Annotated in this window: 13 protein-coding genes; 8 read left to right on the top strand and 5 right to left on the bottom strand. The window is 62.5% G+C overall.

Annotated features, from left to right (window positions below; translation table 11 throughout):
• Positions 1-1,251, top strand: a 1,251-nt coding sequence (locus MKK49_RS16410) for a mannose-1-phosphate guanylyltransferase/mannose-6-phosphate isomerase (protein ID WP_244030302.1), incomplete at its 5' end; no start/stop codon positions are given.
• Positions 1,252-1,524: 273 nt separating this feature from the next.
• Here MKK49_RS16410 and MKK49_RS16405 read toward each other — a convergent pair.
• From MKK49_RS16405 to MKK49_RS16390, 4 genes are all read right to left on the bottom strand, one after another.
• The gene (locus MKK49_RS16405; RefSeq protein WP_244030300.1) at positions 1,525-2,043 is read right to left on the bottom strand and encodes a hypothetical protein; all 519 of its coding nucleotides are present in this window, start codon (positions 2,041-2,043) and stop codon (positions 1,525-1,527) included.
• A gap of 4 nt (positions 2,044-2,047) precedes the next feature.
• Entirely contained in the window at positions 2,048-3,451 is a 1,404-nt protein-coding gene (locus MKK49_RS16400; protein WP_244030298.1) for a hypothetical protein, read from the bottom strand.
• A 756-nt stretch (positions 3,452-4,207) separates the two neighbouring features.
• A complete protein-coding gene (locus MKK49_RS16395; protein ID WP_244030296.1) occupies positions 4,208-4,900 on the bottom strand; it encodes a TetR/AcrR family transcriptional regulator in 693 nt (230 codons plus the stop codon).
• A 77-nt stretch (positions 4,901-4,977) separates the two neighbouring features.
• Positions 4,978-6,075: a glycosyltransferase gene (locus tag MKK49_RS16390; protein ID WP_244030294.1), complete on the bottom strand. Its 1,098-nt coding sequence runs from the start codon at positions 6,073-6,075 to the stop codon at positions 4,978-4,980.
• Between the two features lie 454 nt (positions 6,076-6,529).
• Between MKK49_RS16390 and MKK49_RS16385 the strand changes: the two genes are divergently transcribed.
• From MKK49_RS16385 to MKK49_RS16355, 7 genes are all read left to right on the top strand, one after another.
• Complete coding sequence (locus tag MKK49_RS16385) at positions 6,530-7,222, top strand: sugar transferase (RefSeq protein WP_244030292.1); 693 nt, start codon at positions 6,530-6,532, stop codon at positions 7,220-7,222.
• Positions 7,223-7,259: 37 nt separating this feature from the next.
• Positions 7,260-8,336 (top strand): glycosyltransferase family 4 protein, encoded by a 1,077-nt coding sequence (locus MKK49_RS16380; protein WP_244030290.1) that lies wholly within the window; start codon positions 7,260-7,262, stop codon positions 8,334-8,336.
• Positions 8,336-9,556 carry a glycosyltransferase family 4 protein gene (locus MKK49_RS16375; RefSeq protein WP_313899180.1) on the top strand — a complete coding sequence of 407 codons (1,221 nt, stop codon included), beginning with the start codon at positions 8,336-8,338 and terminating at the stop codon, positions 9,554-9,556. Before MKK49_RS16380 ends, MKK49_RS16375 begins: the two co-directional genes overlap by 1 nt.
• A 1-nt stretch (position 9,557) precedes the next feature.
• Positions 9,558-10,544: a glycosyltransferase family 2 protein gene (locus MKK49_RS16370; RefSeq protein WP_244030288.1), complete on the top strand. Its 987-nt coding sequence runs from the start codon at positions 9,558-9,560 to the stop codon at positions 10,542-10,544.
• Complete coding sequence (locus MKK49_RS16365; protein ID WP_313899179.1) at positions 10,541-12,211, top strand: tyrosine-protein kinase domain-containing protein; 1,671 nt, start codon at positions 10,541-10,543, stop codon at positions 12,209-12,211. Before MKK49_RS16370 ends, MKK49_RS16365 begins: the two co-directional genes overlap by 4 nt.
• A gap of 251 nt (positions 12,212-12,462) precedes the next feature.
• Entirely contained in the window at positions 12,463-13,140 is a 678-nt protein-coding gene (locus tag MKK49_RS16360; RefSeq protein ID WP_244030285.1) for a thioesterase domain-containing protein, read from the top strand.
• A gap of 70 nt (positions 13,141-13,210) precedes the next feature.
• Complete coding sequence (locus MKK49_RS16355) at positions 13,211-14,410, top strand: IS256 family transposase (protein ID WP_244030283.1); 1,200 nt, start codon at positions 13,211-13,213, stop codon at positions 14,408-14,410.
• A gap of 194 nt (positions 14,411-14,604) precedes the next feature.
• Here the strand turns inward: MKK49_RS16355 and MKK49_RS16350 are convergent, their stop codons facing one another.
• Positions 14,605-17,262 (bottom strand): GMC family oxidoreductase, encoded by a 2,658-nt coding sequence (locus MKK49_RS16350; RefSeq protein WP_244030281.1) that lies wholly within the window; start codon positions 17,260-17,262, stop codon positions 14,605-14,607.
• Position 17,263 lies beyond the last annotated feature (1 nt).

The raw sequence follows: 17,263 nt of genomic DNA, 5'->3' as shown, positions 1-17,263 counted from the left end.
ACGATCATCAGCAACAGCGAAGCCCGCTTCATCGTCGCCGAGCAGCTGCTCCAAGCCGGGGTCGGGGCGGACATCGTGCTCGAGCCGGAGCGGCGCGACTCGGCCGCCGCCGTGGCGGTCGCGGCACTCCACGCCGCGCGGCGCGATCCGCAGGCCGTGGTGCTGATCCTGGCGGCCGACCACGTCATCGGTGACACGGCAGCCTTCGTGGCGGCGGCCGAAGCCGCCGCCATCGGAGCGCGGACGGGCCGCATCATGACCCTCGGCATCGAGCCGACGGGACCCGCCACCGCCTATGGCTACATCCGCCGCGGCGCACCCCTCGACGGGGTGCCGGATGCCTATGCGGTGGAGCGCTTCGTCGAGAAGCCGGATCGCGACGGGGCCGAGCGCCTCATCGGCGAGGGCGCCCTGTGGAACTCGGGCTACTTCCTGTTCCGCGCCGACGTGATGCTGGCCGAACTCGAGGCCCGGGCCCCCGAGATCCTCTCGGCGACCCGCGCCGCCCTCGACGCCGCCCAGGTCGATCTCGACTTCCTGCGCCTCGACGCGGCCGCCTTCTCGCGGGCGCCCAAGACCTCCATCGACTACGCCGTCATGGAGCGTACGGAGCGCGCCGGGGTGCTCCCCGTCTCGTTCCCGTGGTCCGATGTCGGCACCTGGGACGCCGTGTGGGCGGTGCTGCCCCACGATGCGTCGGGCAACGCCGTGCGCGGCCGGGTCGAGACCATCGACACCCATGGCAGCCTCATCCACAGCGAGGGCGAGCTCCTCACCGCCGTGGTCGGCCTCGACGACGTGGTGGTGGTCGCGACCCCCGACGCCGTGCTGGTGACCTCGAAGGCCCGCTCGGGCCAGGTCAAGGACCTCGTGGCTCAGCTTCGCGAAAAGGCCCACCCGGAGGCCGACGCCCATCGCCGGATGTACCGCCCCTGGGGCTGGTATCAGCGCATCGACATCGGCGAGCGCTTCCAGGTGAAGCGCATCATGGTGACGCCGGGCGGGCGGCTATCCCTGCAGAAGCACTACCACCGGGCCGAGCACTGGGTGGTGGTGCGCGGCACCGCCGAGGTCACCGTCGACGATCGGGTGGTCCTGGTCCACGAGAACGAGGCGGTCTACCTCCCCATCGGCTCGATGCACCGCCTCACCAACCCGGGCAAGATCGCCCTCGAACTCATCGAGGTCCAGGTCGGAAGCTACACCGGCGAAGACGACATCATCCGCGTCGAGGACATCTACGGGCGCTGAGTGGTTCGACAAACGCTCACAAATGGACAAGGCAATGTGTTCAACCCCGGGCGAGTCCGCCTTGCCGGCATCAATCATGCCTACCCGTATGGCGATTACGTGCCGCGTATGGTCGAAGGCTCCGGTATAGCAAGTCCGCACGTCAGGCGGAAGCCGCGCCGGTTCGCAGATACCGCCACCGACTGGCTAAAACAGCGGCGGCCTCGGCCTTAAAGCCCCGCCAAACCTACCGGCGCACATGGAACGCGTCCTGCCAGTAGGGTCTTGGAATTTTTACGGCTTGACGTCGCGAAAAGCCGCAAAGGTGCCTGATTTGATGATGGAAACGAGCGCCGCAACGCCGTCGTAGAAGAACACGACGACACCAAAAATCCCAAACAACGCCATCGCATAGATGTTCAGCGGTTCATCGGCCTCAACCCTATCGTACCATAACGGATCGTGATCGGGGATCATAAGCGATATACCTGAGTAGATTTCGCAGTTCGCCATCGCGCCGATGGCGAGCCACAAATAGAACCACCACAGCGTGGTTAGCAGAGTCCTAACACATTTTTTGCAGGTCGACGAATGGGCCGCCAGTTTTCTCAATCCGTCCGTCACGGACGCGTGCACCGTCGGGGCATCGACACCGGTTCGGTGACAAGTCGCCGGCACGGTGAGGTCGTTTGAATGGCCGTAATCGCTGTGGTCGATATTGCCGGTAAGGGCCGGTGCAACATGCCCATCGTCTACGTTCCCGCTCGATTTCCCGGCGGACCTTCCCCCCTTACGAATATGGAAGCTATTCACACCTTCAAGTAGCCGGCTGCGCCTGTATTGCTTCACAGGCAAGCTTTTGCCGTTCGCCCTCGGCGCAAGCCAAACCCGCGAAAACATAGAAAGGCAAGCCGAGATCGACGAGTGCGCCGGATACCGCCGCAGCAATCAGAATGCCGACGCACGCCATTCTAGCCGCCCCACGAGCATCTGTGTGCATACTGCCTTGAATGGATTCTCTCTTCGAAAAAAATATCTGTACAAAAATCATGATAAAACAAAATATCCCGATGATTCCAAGATTAGATGGAACAGCCATAATAAAACTGGACGCTCTGATACTGCCCAGTCCACCACCTGCGCCGAAAGTATCGAAGAAATTTTGCAATGCCGTCTGGTTCCACTGCGCGCGCTCCGTTCCAGATTGACTCGCGGACTTGTCGAAAATCGCGACACTGAGAAAGTCGGACAGCGCCGACGAGGCCGAAGGCGTCAGGAGGATCGCGAGGCAAATCAGAAGCGTCATCAGGGGACCGATGGCGAGAAACACAAATGTCGTAGCCGAGGCGCGCCCACGGGCTACGCGGGCAATCGCGCCGGTGTACAGCACCACGAGGAGGACGGGGGTGGCGACGTAGGCCGTCGTCGAGGTCGAGAAGGCAAGGAGCGCAAGCGACATGAAGCTGAGCCCCCCGGTCAGCCATGGCCGGTATCCGAGCAGCCAAAGTTGCGCCGTGAACCCGAGGGAGCCCACCGTCGCGTAGGAGAAGGCGGAGGTTTCCGTGAACGAACCGACGATTCGCCGAAGTCCACCCGTCGTTTCCTCGACGTGCAACTGGTAGTCGGCATTCCGAATAAATTCCAGCAAAAATCCGGTGCCGGTCAACCCCGTGACGAGATCGATGATGGCGAAAACGATATTGGCAGCGGCGTAAACCAGCAGCGCCCCGACGACGCGGGCAAAACCTCGGGGACGGGCCGCATAGGCTAGTATCGCAAGAAAACATACGAGATCGGCCAATAAGTAGATAGACTGCGTGAGATTGCCCGATGTCGGACCGAGGGGCACAAGAACCACCGACGGACCGTGCTCGGTCGCGCCGATGGCATTCACGAACGTGGCGCCGACAAACAAACGAGGCAGCAGGAAGGCCCCCGCGACCCCGTAAGCCGCGAGCGCGCTGAACCAGAAACCTTCGCGTGGGAACGTCAGGCAGCGCGTGACGGGGCCCAGTCGCGTGGCATCCGCAAAGATGGCAATCGCCACAAACCCAAGCATCAGATGCGCGGGTTGGATCGTTCCGGAACCGCCAAGCAGGATCGCCGCCGCCGCTCCAAGGAGGGTCAGAGGAATGAAGACACCGACAGCGAAATCAGGTCCTCGAAACAAAGCGATCAAGCCAAGCAGGATCGTAACGGCTCCGATCGGTTCGACGTTCATCGGATGATGGCTTCCCGTCGAGCGTGACATTCCATCCTTAGGGGAGGGGACGCGCCAAATCGCCGCAGTGTTATATGGACCCGACACCTTCATGCCCCGGATCGATCCGCAGCCCGCTCGAAGACCGGCGCGGCACATCAAAGGACCGGTCCGAGTTTTCAACGAACCCGGCGTTCAAATCCCAGGTAGGATGCCTATTCTCGACCTGAGCGCACGCGTTTGACCGTCTCTGTACCGTTTGCTCGTTGGGGGCGCCGATACGGGCGCAGAACTCGATCGCCGAGTGCGGCTGTCACGGTTCCGAAACCGTACCCTACCTGGCAGGCAATCAAAATGCTAAGGGCCGCCATTAAAGTATCGCCGAATGAACGACCATATGTCAGCGAGAGACCAGACCCGATCACGAGCGATATCATCAAGCTGCCGGCGAAAGGTAGGAACCGGAGAATGAACGCGACCAAGAAGCCGACACAGAGTGCACCAGCGCAGATCTGGATCATGAGACGCTCTAGCTTTCTCCATGATCCTCAAAGGATTATGGGTTCTGCGCGTCCGACGGACATCGCATAGATCGACACGACGAGCGCCGGCTTTTCAAAAACTAGCATTTGCCAGTCAATAAAATCTTACCAGGTTCCCGCATCGAAGAGAGTTCTGCCAGAGAATTTTAAGCCTGAATAGGCCGAGGCAGGAAGAATCGGGCAGTCCCCTCCATACTGGTCCGTTAGCAATGCACCCGGTGGTTCTGCAAAGCGCTTACAAAGCCCCCGAAGAAACAAGCATCGGCACCTCCAGCGGTGGGGTCGGCGCTTTCAGGATGCCCTGGAGAAAATGTGTCAGCACGAGGGGCGTATAAGTTTCCACGTATGCGCAATCACCGTCCTGCGCGAGAGCACTTCCCTGCTGTGCCACCTGGAGACGCCCCAGGGATTCGCAAACGCCCCACAGCATGGAATGGACGATTTCAGCGCCCAACGTTTGCGGTATCGTATCGGGCGTATTTTGTCGAATTAAATCATAAACCTTGCTTCGGCAAGACTTGATAAGATCGATGTTATGTTGTTTTTCTAGGTTTATGGAAGCATTGATGTAATACTCAAGGGCATAGCCATTATTCTTGTGATAAACAAGGTAGACTGCGATTAGGGCCTCAAGCTTTTGGACCGGCAGCACGGAAGAGTCCAGCAGGTATTCGACCGCATCTATAAGATCTACAACGATCGGATAAGCTGCAGCCTCAAGCAGACTCCACTTGTCTGGAAAGTAGTAGTTGATTAGCGCCGGTGTCACGCCAACGACGTTCGCAATCTCGCGGCGTTGAATATCCGTGCGCGGGCGCAAACTCATGATTTTTCGCGCTAGTTCAATGAGCTTTCTACGACCGCCCACACTTTCGCTCCGCGGCGGCCGTCCTCGACTGCGCGCTTGTTCACCCACCGCATCGACCATCAGACTAACTCCGGTATTCAACGACTAATTCCTTTTCGTCGTACGCGCTTGGACATGTTCTTTGGAGTTCGGCAGTACTACCCATTATGTCGTTTTAGTGCTTCGGCGATAAATTTGCTCATTTCTCTTGAGAAGCGCGCCAGTCCGTATTCTTCCGCATGACGCATGGCAACTTCGGGCGAAAATGGCATCCGCCGACATCGATCGACGGCATCAAGCAGCGCGTCGACAGTCTGTTCCATGAAGAACGTTCCCGTGACTCCATCGATGACCGTCTCAGAGGCGCCGCCACGGCCGAAAGCGACCACTGGACGACCGCTTGCCATCGCCTCCACCGGCACGATGCCGAAATCTTCCTCGCCCGGGAAAATCAGCGCTTGCGCCCGGGCATAATGATGCTGGAGAGACGCGAACGGCTGGGGACCGAGAATCGTCACCGTCGGCCCGGCGAGCTTGCGAAGTTCATCCAACATTTCGCCACCGCCGATGACAACGAGATTGAGGCCCGCTCGGTTGAATGCCTCAACCGCCAATTCCGGGCGCTTGTAACGGACGAGTTCTCCCACCATGAGATGGTAATCGCCGAGATCCTCGGGGCTGACGCGGTCGAACGCGGCCGTATCCACGGGCGGGTGGATCACGGTCGAGTCGCGCCGGTAATAGCTCCGAAGGCGCTGGGCGACGGTGCGTGAGTTGGCCACGAACTCGTGCACTCTGTTGGCCGAAACCGCATCCCAGGTGCGGATGTAGTGCGAGAGCGGCGGCATGAGCCAGCGTGTTAGAAACCCGCTCCGCTCCCGATAGTCGTGGAACATGTTCCACACGTAACGCATCGGTGAGTGGCAGTAGCAGATATGAAGCGCCCCCGCGGGTGGGATAACGCCCTTCGCCGGTCCCGATTCGCTGCTGATCACAAGATCATAGCCGCGCAGATCCAGTTGCTCCAAGGCCAGCGGCATCAGTGTCAGGTAGGACTTGTAGTTTTGCGCCGCCCTGGGCAGGGAGGCGATAAAGGATGTCGTAACCCGGTGGGCCCGGATCTTCTCCGAGACCGCTTCAGGCACGTAGATGTGAGTAAAAATGTCCGCCTGCGGATACAGGTCGCACAGTGCCTCGACGACTTTCTCGCCGCCGCGCATCCCGACAAACCAATAGTGAACGATAGCGACACGCATTTCGCGCGGCTTTCGCACATGCGAGACAGCTGCCGAGGCAGAACCTGCGGTCCCGCCGCCGGAAGCTCCACGAAGCCGCCCGCTGACCGGATCGCCATTTGTCTCCGACAAAGTTTTGTTACTCAAAGTCAGCTCGTCTCTCGAAGAAATGAACGAAACATAGCGTGCGCTTCACTTTTACGTGACCCAAAGCCACAAATCGCTATCCGAAAAACATCAAAAGACCGGATGATTTGTTTGATGTCTCATCAACCGAACGTCGATATGCCCTCGCACAACGGCATTTTGAGCTTGTCAATCAAACTAGGAACGCACGGGAATGCGCAATGGTTTAAATTAATTTGGAGATTAATCGGGCCGGACATCTTTTTTTCGCGTTAGGGTTTCGTTAACGAATGAATACCGCACTGCGAAGAGCGCGCGGTCAGCCTGTCCCAGGAAGGGAAATGCCGCCATGATGAGCAATTCGAACCCGCAATCGGTCGTTGCAGGGGCGTATCGGCCAATCGCACATGATGCATCGGCAAACGGACGGGAAACGCAGGATCGGCTGAAGCGTGGCTTCGATGTTACCCTTGCGACGGGCATCATTATCGCGTTCCTGCCCCTCTTCTTGATCATCCTCGTAGCGCTGCTGTTTCAGGGACGACCGTTCTTCATCCAGCATCCCCGCGTCGGACACCGGGGGCGGATGTTCCCATGTCTCAAATTCCGCACCATGGTTGTCGACGCCGACGCCAAACTGAAGGAGCACCTTGCCTTAAACGCCGAAGCCCGGGCGGAGTGGGAAGCGACCCGCAAACTGAAGCTCGATCCGCGAGTTACGGCGTTCGGGCACGTCCTGCGCAAAAGCAGCCTCGATGAACTCCCGCAGCTCATCAACGTGCTCCGCGGTGAGATGAGTCTCGTCGGCCCGCGACCAATCGTTTCCGCCGAGGTCCGTCATTACGGCAGTTCGATGGGATACTACGAGCAGGTTCGCCCGGGTATGACCGGGGCGTGGCAGATCAGCGGTCGAAACGACACCTCGTATGCTCAGAGGGTCGCCCTTGACTGCGAATACGTGGCGACGCGGAGTTTTCGCCGAGATCTCACTATCCTCATCCAGACGTTCCCGGCGGTGCTGGCGGCCAGAGGCAGCTATTGATCGCAGTTCGGCGGATCCCCGCCCAGGGTTGGTGGCGATGACGACGGATCCCTCCGCGTACGCCATTAATGGACGTTTTCTCACGCAACCGCTCACTGGCGTACAACGCTACGCCCGGGAGGTGCTGGGCGCCCTGGACCGGAGCCTCGCTGCAACACGGCAGCGGTCCACGCTGGTCGCACCGCCCAAACCATCGGCGATTCCGCGCCTGGATGCCATTGATGTGAGCATCACTCGGTCGCCCGGTGGCCACCTGTGGGAGCAAGCGGTCCTGCCGATAAACTGGCGCGGCCCCCTGCTCAACCTGTGCAACACGGCCCCCGTTATGAGAGCCTCGCAGGTCGTTTGCATCCACGATGCTAACGTGTTCCGAATGCCGGACAGCTACGGATGGCGCTTTCGGGCGCTGTATCGGACCCTGCAACCGATGATTGTCCGTCGCGCGGCCCGGATCGCCACGGTGTCCCACGACGCGGCCCGGCAACTGGCCGAACACCTGCCCATCGCCCTGCGCGATGTGGAAATCCTGCCGAACGGGCACGAGCATGCCCTGCGCTGGAACGCGGCCGCTGCGCGGGTGTTTTCCGAAAAACCGCAAGACCGCCCGTTTGTCTTGCTCCTCGGCAGCCGCGCCCGTCATAAGAATATCGGCCTGATCCTGGGGCTCGCCGATACACTGGACGCCCTCGGCGTCGACCTCTTGGTCGCAGGCGGCGACGGCGGTATTTTCACTGGGATCGAGACCGTCCGGGCGGCGAACATCCGCATGCTGGGCCGAGTCTCCGACGATGATCTCGCGCTCCTGTTCTCGCGGGCGATCTGCCTCGCCTTTCCATCGTTCACCGAGGGGTTCGGCCTTCCCGTCCTGGAGGCGATGGCGTCCGGCTGCCCGGTGGTCTCGTCGGATCGGAGCAGCCTCCCCGAGATATGCGGAGGCGCGGCCTTGATGGCATCCCCGAACGACCCCGAGACTTGGACCGCGCACCTCGCCGCCTTGGCTGGCTCAACGGCCCTGCGCGACGACTTGCGTGGGCGGGGTCGGATCCAGGCCGCCCGGTACTCATGGAACACGACGGCACGCGGCTACCTCGACCTCTGCGGAAGGCTGTCCTGATGGCGGGCGAACGCGCGGATCCCAATCGGATGCGCATCCTCCACGTCCTGAATCACACCTATCGATTGAACGGCCATGTCCATGCCGCCGTCGATCTCGCCTGCGCTCAAGCCCGGCTCGGCCATACTGTCCTAGTCTGCAGCGGTGGCGGCAGCTTCGATGATCTGCTCCGCGAAAATGGGGTCGATGTCATTCGCATTGATCAGTTTCGGCGTCCCCTGGTCATAGCCCGCGCGCTCCTGGCCCTCTCTCGGCAAGCCTGCACCGTCGACATCGTTCACGCGCATATGATGACGAGCGCGTTGCTGGCATGGCCCGGATGCATCCTCCACGGCACGCCACTCATTACCACGGTTCACAACGCCTTCGAGCGGAGCGCCGTGGCAATGGGAGTAGGGCGGCGGGTGATTGCCGTGAGCGCGGCGGTCGGCCGTTCGATGGCGGACCGTGGAATTCCCGCCCGGCGACTGCGCGTCGTCCTCAATGGGACCATCGGTTCGGCCCGATTGGATTCGCAGGTACCTCCACCGCCCCCCCCGTTTAGAGCGTCGTTGATCGATGCCGAGATGGACGGGGGTGTCGACGGGCCGGCAGCGGTGCCGGGTGCGAGAGCGCCGAACCTCCTCTTCATCGGAGGCCTCCATCCGCGAAAAGGGGTGGCGGATCTCCTTGACGCGTTCGAGCGCGTCCATGCGACCCGTCCCGATACCTGCCTCACCATCGTAGGGGAGGGACCGCACGCGGACGCTTACAAAGAGCGGGTTGCCCGCATGGCCGGGGCGTCGGCCGTGACGTTCTCTGGCGGTCAGTCCGATCCGCGACCGTTCCTCGCCGCCGCCGACATCTTCATCCTTCCCTCCCTCGCCGACCCAGCGCCCCTCGTTATCTCAGAGGCCCGTGCGGCAGGCTGCGCCGTCGTCGCGACGGCGGTCGACGGTATTCCAGAGCTCCTTGAGAATGGCCGTGCCGGGATTCTGGTGCCACCAGGTGATCCGACGCAACTCGGCGACGCGATCCTGGCGCTGGTGACCAACCCGGAGAAGCTTGTCTTGTGGAAGCGCAACAGCCAGCACAACATCGAGCACCTTTGTATCGCCCGCGTCGCCCGCGAAACCCTGGCAGTCTACGCAGAATGCCTTCAATCCGGGCGTCGACAGTCTCAACCAAAATCCATGTCGGAATATCGGGCCTCCCCGGTCGATGGGGATCGGAGAAGCTGACATGTTGAACTCTGCGAATGCGGGCGCATTCATTGCCGGCACCAGCGCGACGAAATCTCCGGTCAACCTCACCAACTCCATCGGGCGCGATTTGCATCAATCCGCGGACGAGGGGAGGCGTATGGAAGTCTGCTTGATTTACGCGACCTATGGACGTCCCGAGACATTGTCTCAAACCTACGAGATGGTAAGGCAGCAGACCATCAGGCCCGCCTCTGTGATCGTCTCCTGCGTCCGGGAGAGCGATGCAGGCGCCCTCGTGGATCAGGCTGAGGTGCAAGTCGTTATCGGTCCGAAGGGATCATGTCGGCAACGCAATCTCGCCCTTGCCGCGATACCCGCTAACACTGATGTCATCGTGTTTTTCGACGACGATTTCGTGCCTCATCCCCTCTGGATCGAGACGGTGCTGGGGGTGTTCGCGGCACGACCTGAGGTGGGCGCGGTAACGGGCAACCTACTGGCCGATGGTATTAAGGGGCCGGGGCTTTCGGTTGAAGAAGCCTTCACTCGCATCGAAGCCCCCCCCGAAAGCCATACGAATTGGGTCGCCGAGCCCTTCAGCCCCTATGGATGCAACATGGCGTTTCGCCGTACAATGATCGGGCAGGCGACTTTCGATGAGCGGCTGGTGCTCTACGGTTGGCTCGAGGATCGCGATTTTGGTGCCGCACTGACAAGCCGCGGCGGACGTTGCGTGAAGGTGGGGACAGCCCTCGGCGTTCACATGGGCGTTAAAGGTGGGCGCTCGTCCGGCGTCCAACTCGGCTACTCGCAGGTGGTCAATCCGGTCTACCTTAACCGCAAGGGGACGATGCGCACGGCACTCGTGGTTCGGCACATCTTCGGCAACGTCGCGAGTAACCTCGTTAGGACCCTCCGGCCGGAACCCTTCATCGACCGGGCTGGCCGGCTCCGCGGCAACATCTTGGGTTTTCTCGACCTCGCCCGCGGCCGGGTCACACCAGAAAAGGCGGCTACCCTGTGACGATCGAACCGTCCCGAACCTGGCCGCAGCCCGTCGCGTCCCCAGCCGGGCTGGTGCATACGGCGGCCACACCGAATTATCGCCATGCCCCGTCCTTCGACCTCAGGGAGGTTGCAGAGACCGTCATGCGCAGACGCCTGCCCCTGGGTATTTGGCTCGCCCTCTGCCTGGCTCTCGCTTCCTGGTACCTGAGTGTTGCGCCGATCACCTTCACCGCCGCCACGATGGTGATCCTGGAGCCGCGACAGGCCTTGGGGTCTCCACCGCCCGCATCACAGACCACCGCAGCTCAGGCACTCGATGTCGCGCAGGCCGAGAGCCAGATTCAAGTCATCCGCTCCGAACGCATCCTGGCGAGCGTGTTCGACGTCCTTAACCTCCAAGAGGCTCCGGAGTTCGTCGCCCACGGCCCGGGCCTGCGCGAGCGGGTCGCTGCGGCGCTGGGGTTTGTGGACTCCGCGCCCGAGAACCCCACCGATGCGCGGGCGCGCGCCTTCCAGGCCTTCACCGATCGCGTTGGCGTACGACGGCTCGGCCAGTCCTATGTCCTTGAAGTCTCATATCAGGCTGGAAGCGCGGAGCAGGCCGCACGCATCGCCAATGCGACGGCAGTGCAGTACATCAAAGCCCAGATCGACGTGAAGGCCGCTGCGGCCCTACAGGGCACGGAGTATCTACGCGGGCGGATCATCAATATTGAGGCCGAACAGCGTGCCGCCTCTGAGGGAGTCCGAGAGGGGCGCATCCCCGACATGCTGTTCTCGGATGCCGATGCCCGCATCATAGGCGCAGCCCTGCCTCCGCTCAACAAGTCCTACCCGAAGAACGGGTTGATCCTCGCTTTTGCGCTGACCTTCGGTCTGGTCACAGGCCTCCTTGCGGTTGCCGTGCGCCACGCCCTCGACCGCACACTCAATACTCGGCGCCAAGTCCAAGAGTCACTCGGCCTGGATTGCCTCGGCGTCCTCCCCAAAATAAATAGGGGCCGTGAGGCTAAGCGAAACGGAATTCTTCCCCTCGCCCGAATGGCGATGGATCAGCCCAACTCATCGTTCGCCTTTGGCATGCGGAATGTCCGTGCGGGCATCCTCCTGGCCCAGCCTCATCGCCCGCGATCAATCGGAATCGCATCTTGGACTTATTGTGAGGGCCGCAGCACCGTAGCGGCTAATCTCGCTTTCCTTCTGTCCGTGCCGAACGACACCGTCGAACTCATCGATGCGGACTTGCACAATCCAACCCTTTCGGCGGCCCTTGCCCCCGACGCGCCATCGGGTTTAAGCGAGGTGCTTCTCGACGGTGCTGCAGCACCGGAGGGCATCTCGATGCCCCTCTCGGCAGTTCTGGGCTTCATTCCAGCGGTGAGCGCAAGGGGTGAGGTTGACCCCAACCTCAGTCTCGGCTCCGAACAGATGCGGACGATCTTGGGGGGGCTCTGCGCAACGCGCGATGTCGTACTCGATCTTCCGCCCCTGGCGGCAGGATCGGAATCACGGGTACTCTGTCCGCACCTTGACGGTATTGTCCTCGTCGTCGAGGCGGGCCGCACCACGATCGAGGAGGCCGTCGAGGCGGTACGGCTTCTCCAGGCTTCGCACGGTCGTATCGTCGGGGTGATCCTGAACAAAGCCAGGCGGGAGCCACGTACGCAGCCGCGTTTGCGATGAATGATGCTACGTCGTGGAACCACCGCCGAGACTGCGTCCGCTCGCCGTTTGCAAGAGTTCTTCCCGGTTCTGACGGCATGCGACCTGAACGGTAAAGCTGTTTCGCCTCGGCCATGCTACGGCCAAGCCTCGGGGCGCACGAGTTACGAAAATTCTTGCCGACGCCGTCCACCCGGCGGAGACGGTCTTCTCGCCGACATGTCATCGGCAAAAGGCGCGTTCACGGCCAGTCGAAACGAGAAAGTCCAATCATGCGGCAGGTTCGTGTGGTCGTGTTTCCAGGAATCGCCGGCGAGGATCGGCTGTTCATGGAAACAATGGCTGCGGCCATTCCGAATCGCGATTTCGAAACGATACGCTATCCCGGCCCCCTCGCCGCATCCGATCTTCTCATGGACCTACGGACCACTGCCGTCGGGATTGCATCCCGGATGACGGTCCCCTCACCGACGTTGTCCCTCGTCCTGATCGGTTACAGTTACGGCGGTAATCTGGCCTACGAAGTTGCCCAATGCCTTTTCGCTCAGGGCGGGGACGTTGTACAACTGATCCTCATCGATCCAGCTCTACCGAACACTTCATTTCGTCTCCTTGGAAACCTTCCCGCGCATCAAGTTACGCATGCATCGGCTCCAACGATCATCTACGCCCTTCGCCCGATCCGCACATTCCTAATTTTCTTGGCTCTTTTGCTGCCTAATAAAATACGAAAGAAGCTGACTCGTCGAATTCTTTACGATCTTCGCGTCTATGCCCGGCGCACCTGGGCGCCCCGCACGACTGGCGTCAAGGTGCTCCACATCGTGTCCCATCAGCTTGCGCCCGTGGTATCGAAGGGGTGGGCGGACCTGTGTCCACGGATTCGCCAGGTGACCATAGCCGGCAGCCACATCAACATCTGGTCGTGTCCCAGGCGGTGGTGTAGCTGAGGGGTGGTCATCGGCGGTTGCCGGGTAGGGTCGGGTTGCGACGACCAACCCCGAACCCGAGAGCCCCCCGATGACCAACGAGATCATGGCCCTGCGCGGGCTGATGGAGAAGAGTGCCGACGCCGATCTGCTGCGCGAGATGATCGGTTTTGCAGCCGAGCGATTGATGGAGCTAGAGGTGGGCGGCCTGACCGGCGCGGCCCACGGCGAGAAGAGCGCCGAGCGACTGGTCCAGCGCAACGGCTACCGTGACCGGGACTGGCAGACGCGGGCCGGCACGGTCGAACTGCGCATCCCGAAGCTGCGCAAAGGCTCGTACTTCCCCGGCTTCCTGGAGCCGCGCCGGATGGCCGAGAAAGCGCTGACGGCGGTGATCCAGGAGGCCTACATCCAGGGCATCTCGACCCGCTCCGTGGATGATCTGGTCCAGGCCATGGGCGGCACGGGCGTGTCGAAGAGCCAGGTCTCGCGCCTGTGCCAGGAGATCGACGAACGGGTCGGCGCGTTCCTCGACCGACCCATCGAAGGCGAGTGGCCGTATCTCTGGATCGACGCGACCTACGTGAAGGTTAGGAGCGAGGGCCGCATCGTCTCGGTCGCCGTCATCGTGGCGGTGGGCGTGAACAACGACGGCCGGCGCGAGGTGTTGGGCATGGACGTCGGGCCCTCCGAGGCCGAGACGTTCTGGACCGCCTTCCTGCGCAAGCTCGCCCGGCGCGGTTTGCGAGGGGTCAAGCTGGTGATCTCGGATGCGCACGAGGGCATCAAGGCCTCGGTGGTCAAGGTGATGAACGCCACCTGGCAGCGTTGCCGGGTGCGGTTCATGAGGAACGTGCTCGCCCATGCCGGCCGCAGCGGGCGGCGCGTCGTGTCGGCCTTTATCGCCACCGCCTTCGCCCAGGATGATGCCGAGGCCGCCCGTCAGCAATGGCGGCGGGTGGCCGACCAGCTCCGCCCCAAGGTACCCAAGCTCGCCGCCCTGATGGACGCTGCCGAGCCCGACGTGCTGGCCTATATGGGCTTCCCAGCCGCCCACCGGGTCAAGCTGCACTCGACCAATCCGTTGGAGCGCCTGAACGGCGAGATTAAGCGCCGAACCGAGGTGGTCGGCATCTTCCCCAACGAGGCTGCCATCACCCGCCTCGTCGGCGCGATCCTGCTCGAACAAAACGACGAATGGGCCGTCCAGCGGTCGCGCTACATGACCCTGGAAAGCATCGCCCCGATCGGCGATGATCCCCTCGTCAGCCTGCCCACCCTGGCAGCCTGATCGTCCCGGCCCAAGCCGGTGATCGCGGTGGCCCTCATCGAGCTACACCACGCCCAGGGACACGACCCAATATCTTGCGCTTACCCGGGCGAACGGATGTCGCGAATGCGATCCGGGCGCAGCTCGATGACATCAGTCAGGACGGTCTCCTCATTCCTCCAGCGGTCGACCTCGTAGGGAGGTAACGCGGATGCCTACTCCCCAATCGGGCGGGGCGAAGCTGACTCGTCGCGAAGGGCGGCGACGGCGAGGTTTTGCGCCTTGGCCATACCGAATCGGAAACGGTACCCTGCCGCGCGGAGGCGATCATTGGGAAAACGCATCCGCCAGCCGGGATGGCGCAGGGGCGAGCGCCGGAATCGCAGGAAGTCGCGAAGCCAGTCGGCAATCCACGGCACGGGGAGGACCCTGAAGCGCCGGTCCCCGCTCGCCGCCAAGGCCTTGCGCAGGAAATCGGCGTGGGTTGGCTCCTCGAACTCATCTTCGGAGATGTTGAAGGTTTCGACGCCGCCCGGGGCCCCTGCACCCGCGAGGGCACGCTCCATCAACCATAGGATCGCATCGGATACGTCACCGACATACACCTGATGCGCGTGCCGGTGCGCGGTCAGCGCGCGTTTAATCGGGCTCCAGTCCCGGATCTCGATGATCTGCGCCACACTGACCACGACCGCCGGACGTACTACGACGTAGCGGACTGACCGGGCCGACCGGTGCAAGGCATGTTCGCCGCCCAACTTCGTCCGGCCATAGGCGCGCGTCTGATCGACGGCCCAGTACTCTGAGGGAATATCCCGATCGACGGTGAGGACAGGTGCATCCTCCGCGGCCGTGCGGCTACGTCCGCTGCCATAGACCGCAATCGAGCTCGTATAACAGAATACTCTCACGCCAGCGCGCTCGGCTGCCGCGGCGAGTAACCCAGTCGCTTCGACGTTCGCTCGATCCATGCGCGCAGGTTCGGCCATCTCTGCGGCGATATGCAGAACGGCCCCGCATCCTGCCACGAGCCCATCGTAGTCACCGGCTTCCTGGAGGTCGAAGTGGTGCCACTCTACTGTGTCGGCGACCCTCGCTGTCACGGAGAGCGACTTTGAGGTCGTGGCCCGGACGAGGTAGCCGCGTTCGAGCAGATCGGCGACGACCACGCGCCCGATACGCCCGGTTGCACCAGTCACCAGCACGCGCGTCCGGGCCTCCGCGGCAATGGTGCGGGTGGCGGCTCTTTGCGAGAGCACAACCGCTCGGTCGCGCAGCGCGGCTTTCTCCTTAAGGTGATCGGCGAGCCGGATGGCCAAAGCGACGATCATCTGTGTCGGGTTGCAGTGGCCGGCGGTTGGGAAGACCGAGCTTCCCGTCACGTACAGTCCGGAGACACCATGAACTTGGCATGCGGCGTCGACCACGCCGTGCGCTGGGGACGAGGCCATGCGAGTCGTCCCAGTCGGATGGGCCACATCAGTAAAAGACGTCGGGATGTCACCCCCATCGCGAACCCAATCGGCAAGAACCGGGGCTGGCAGTTCCATACGGGCGGATTCTTCCATGACGAGCTGCGCCACCCTACGCAGCGTGCGCGCCTCGTCGGCATGGATCCGCCAATCGATTCGCGGCAGCAGCATGTCGAAGCGGTCACGCCGATCCGACAGGGTCACGCGGCTGTCGCGGTCGGGCAGCTGCTCGCACATGCCGTCGAGTGTCAGCCCCGCATACTTACGCGGCACGCCATTGCGCGCGACGAGATAAATTTCGATGCCGCGGGCAACCAAGCGAGTGTTTGATAACACCGTACCGATGTCGGCCATCCGCCCCGGTTCACCCTTGCGAAGCCGCCGCAGGGCGTTCCAGGGATCGTCGGGTGCCACCTCTTCGCCGAGCCAGACCGCCGCGTTGAGAAGGGCTTCGTTCCGCTGGATCTCCGGGCTGAGGCGCAAGCCAGCCCGGAACAGGTGGCCGTGCACATTGTAACGTCCAAGACGTCGCTGCAGCAGCGCCGCATCGGCCACGGCGAATGCGCCGACGGAGCCGCGCAAGTGGTCCATGAAGTAACGGCCGACGAGGTCGCGGTCGTTGCCGAGGCCACCCGGCGTCACCGTGTCGGACGACAGCAGGAGCCGGGCGTTCTCAATCCCACCGGAACATAGAACCACGGTCGGGGCGGCAAGGACTCGCCGACGCCCGTCCGGCCCGGCAAACACGACGCACCGCACCGCGTCGCCGGACGGCACTGGATCAATCCGAAGTACTGTCGCTGCGGATACCACCGTGACGTTCTCGCCGACAAGTTCCGTCAGGTGTCGGCCGAAGCGGGCATACTCGTACCGATAGGCCTCGCCGGCGTCGCGACTGTACTGCCAGAGGAACGGCCGCAGCAGGCGGGCGTCCGGCAACGGTCCTGGAGCCTCGCGCTTCGTGGTGGCCCAGAAACGCGCGTCGCTGGACCAGCGTCCCGCGGCGAGGCCGAGATGGGTGGCACTGCGGTCGAGGAAGGGCGCGATGTCGTCGATCCGCAACGGCCAGCCCGACCGCGGCACCCAGGAACGCGCTTCCAAATCCTCATCGTCAAAGGGTGCGCAGCGCCCGCCCCAGGTATGGGAGCTTCCACCGAGGATGCGGTTGCGAACGAACCACTGGTCAGCGATGCGCGGGTAGCCGACGTTCTCGACCTCATTAAGGGCGTCCGCCGCGTCGCTACGGGCAGTGCCGCCGCTCTCAAGCAGCGTGATTCGTAGGGCCGTCCCCGAAAGTTCGCGCGCTAGGACGCTGCCCGCCGGGCCGGAGCCCACGAGGCATATGTCACAGACCTCAAGCCCGGGGGCATATCCACCCTTGTCGAGGTCCAGCGTCGGCATC

This window comes from Methylobacterium sp. J-090 (genome assembly GCF_022829345.1).
Taxonomy (GTDB): Bacteria; Pseudomonadota; Alphaproteobacteria; order Rhizobiales; family Beijerinckiaceae; genus Methylobacterium.
The sequence above is the reverse complement of the archived record's forward strand: the minus strand, read 5'-3'. Positions and strand labels throughout refer to the sequence as shown.

Bases quoted from the DNA above. Each gene is read 5' to 3' on its own strand.
- MKK49_RS16360 (WP_244030285.1), top strand. From the start codon at position 12,463: ATGCGGCAGGTTCGTGTGGTCGTGTTTCCAGGAATCGCCGGCGAGGAT.
- MKK49_RS16380 (WP_244030290.1), top strand. From the start codon at position 7,260: ATGACGACGGATCCCTCCGCGTACGCCATTAATGGACGTTTTCTCACG.
- MKK49_RS16385 (WP_244030292.1), top strand. From the start codon at position 6,530: ATGATGAGCAATTCGAACCCGCAATCGGTCGTTGCAGGGGCGTATCGG.
- MKK49_RS16395 (WP_244030296.1), bottom strand. From the start codon at position 4,900: ATGGTCGATGCGGTGGGTGAACAAGCGCGCAGTCGAGGACGGCCGCCG.
- MKK49_RS16350 (WP_244030281.1), bottom strand. From the start codon at position 17,262: ATGCCGACGCTGGACCTCGACAAGGGTGGATATGCCCCCGGGCTTGAG.
- MKK49_RS16400 (WP_244030298.1), bottom strand. From the start codon at position 3,451: ATGAACGTCGAACCGATCGGAGCCGTTACGATCCTGCTTGGCTTGATC.
- MKK49_RS16390 (WP_244030294.1), bottom strand. From the start codon at position 6,075: ATGCGTGTCGCTATCGTTCACTATTGGTTTGTCGGGATGCGCGGCGGC.
- MKK49_RS16355 (WP_244030283.1), top strand. From the start codon at position 13,211: ATGACCAACGAGATCATGGCCCTGCGCGGGCTGATGGAGAAGAGTGCC.
- MKK49_RS16375 (WP_313899180.1), top strand. From the start codon at position 8,336: ATGGCGGGCGAACGCGCGGATCCCAATCGGATGCGCATCCTCCACGTC.
- MKK49_RS16370 (WP_244030288.1), top strand. From the start codon at position 9,558: ATGTTGAACTCTGCGAATGCGGGCGCATTCATTGCCGGCACCAGCGCG.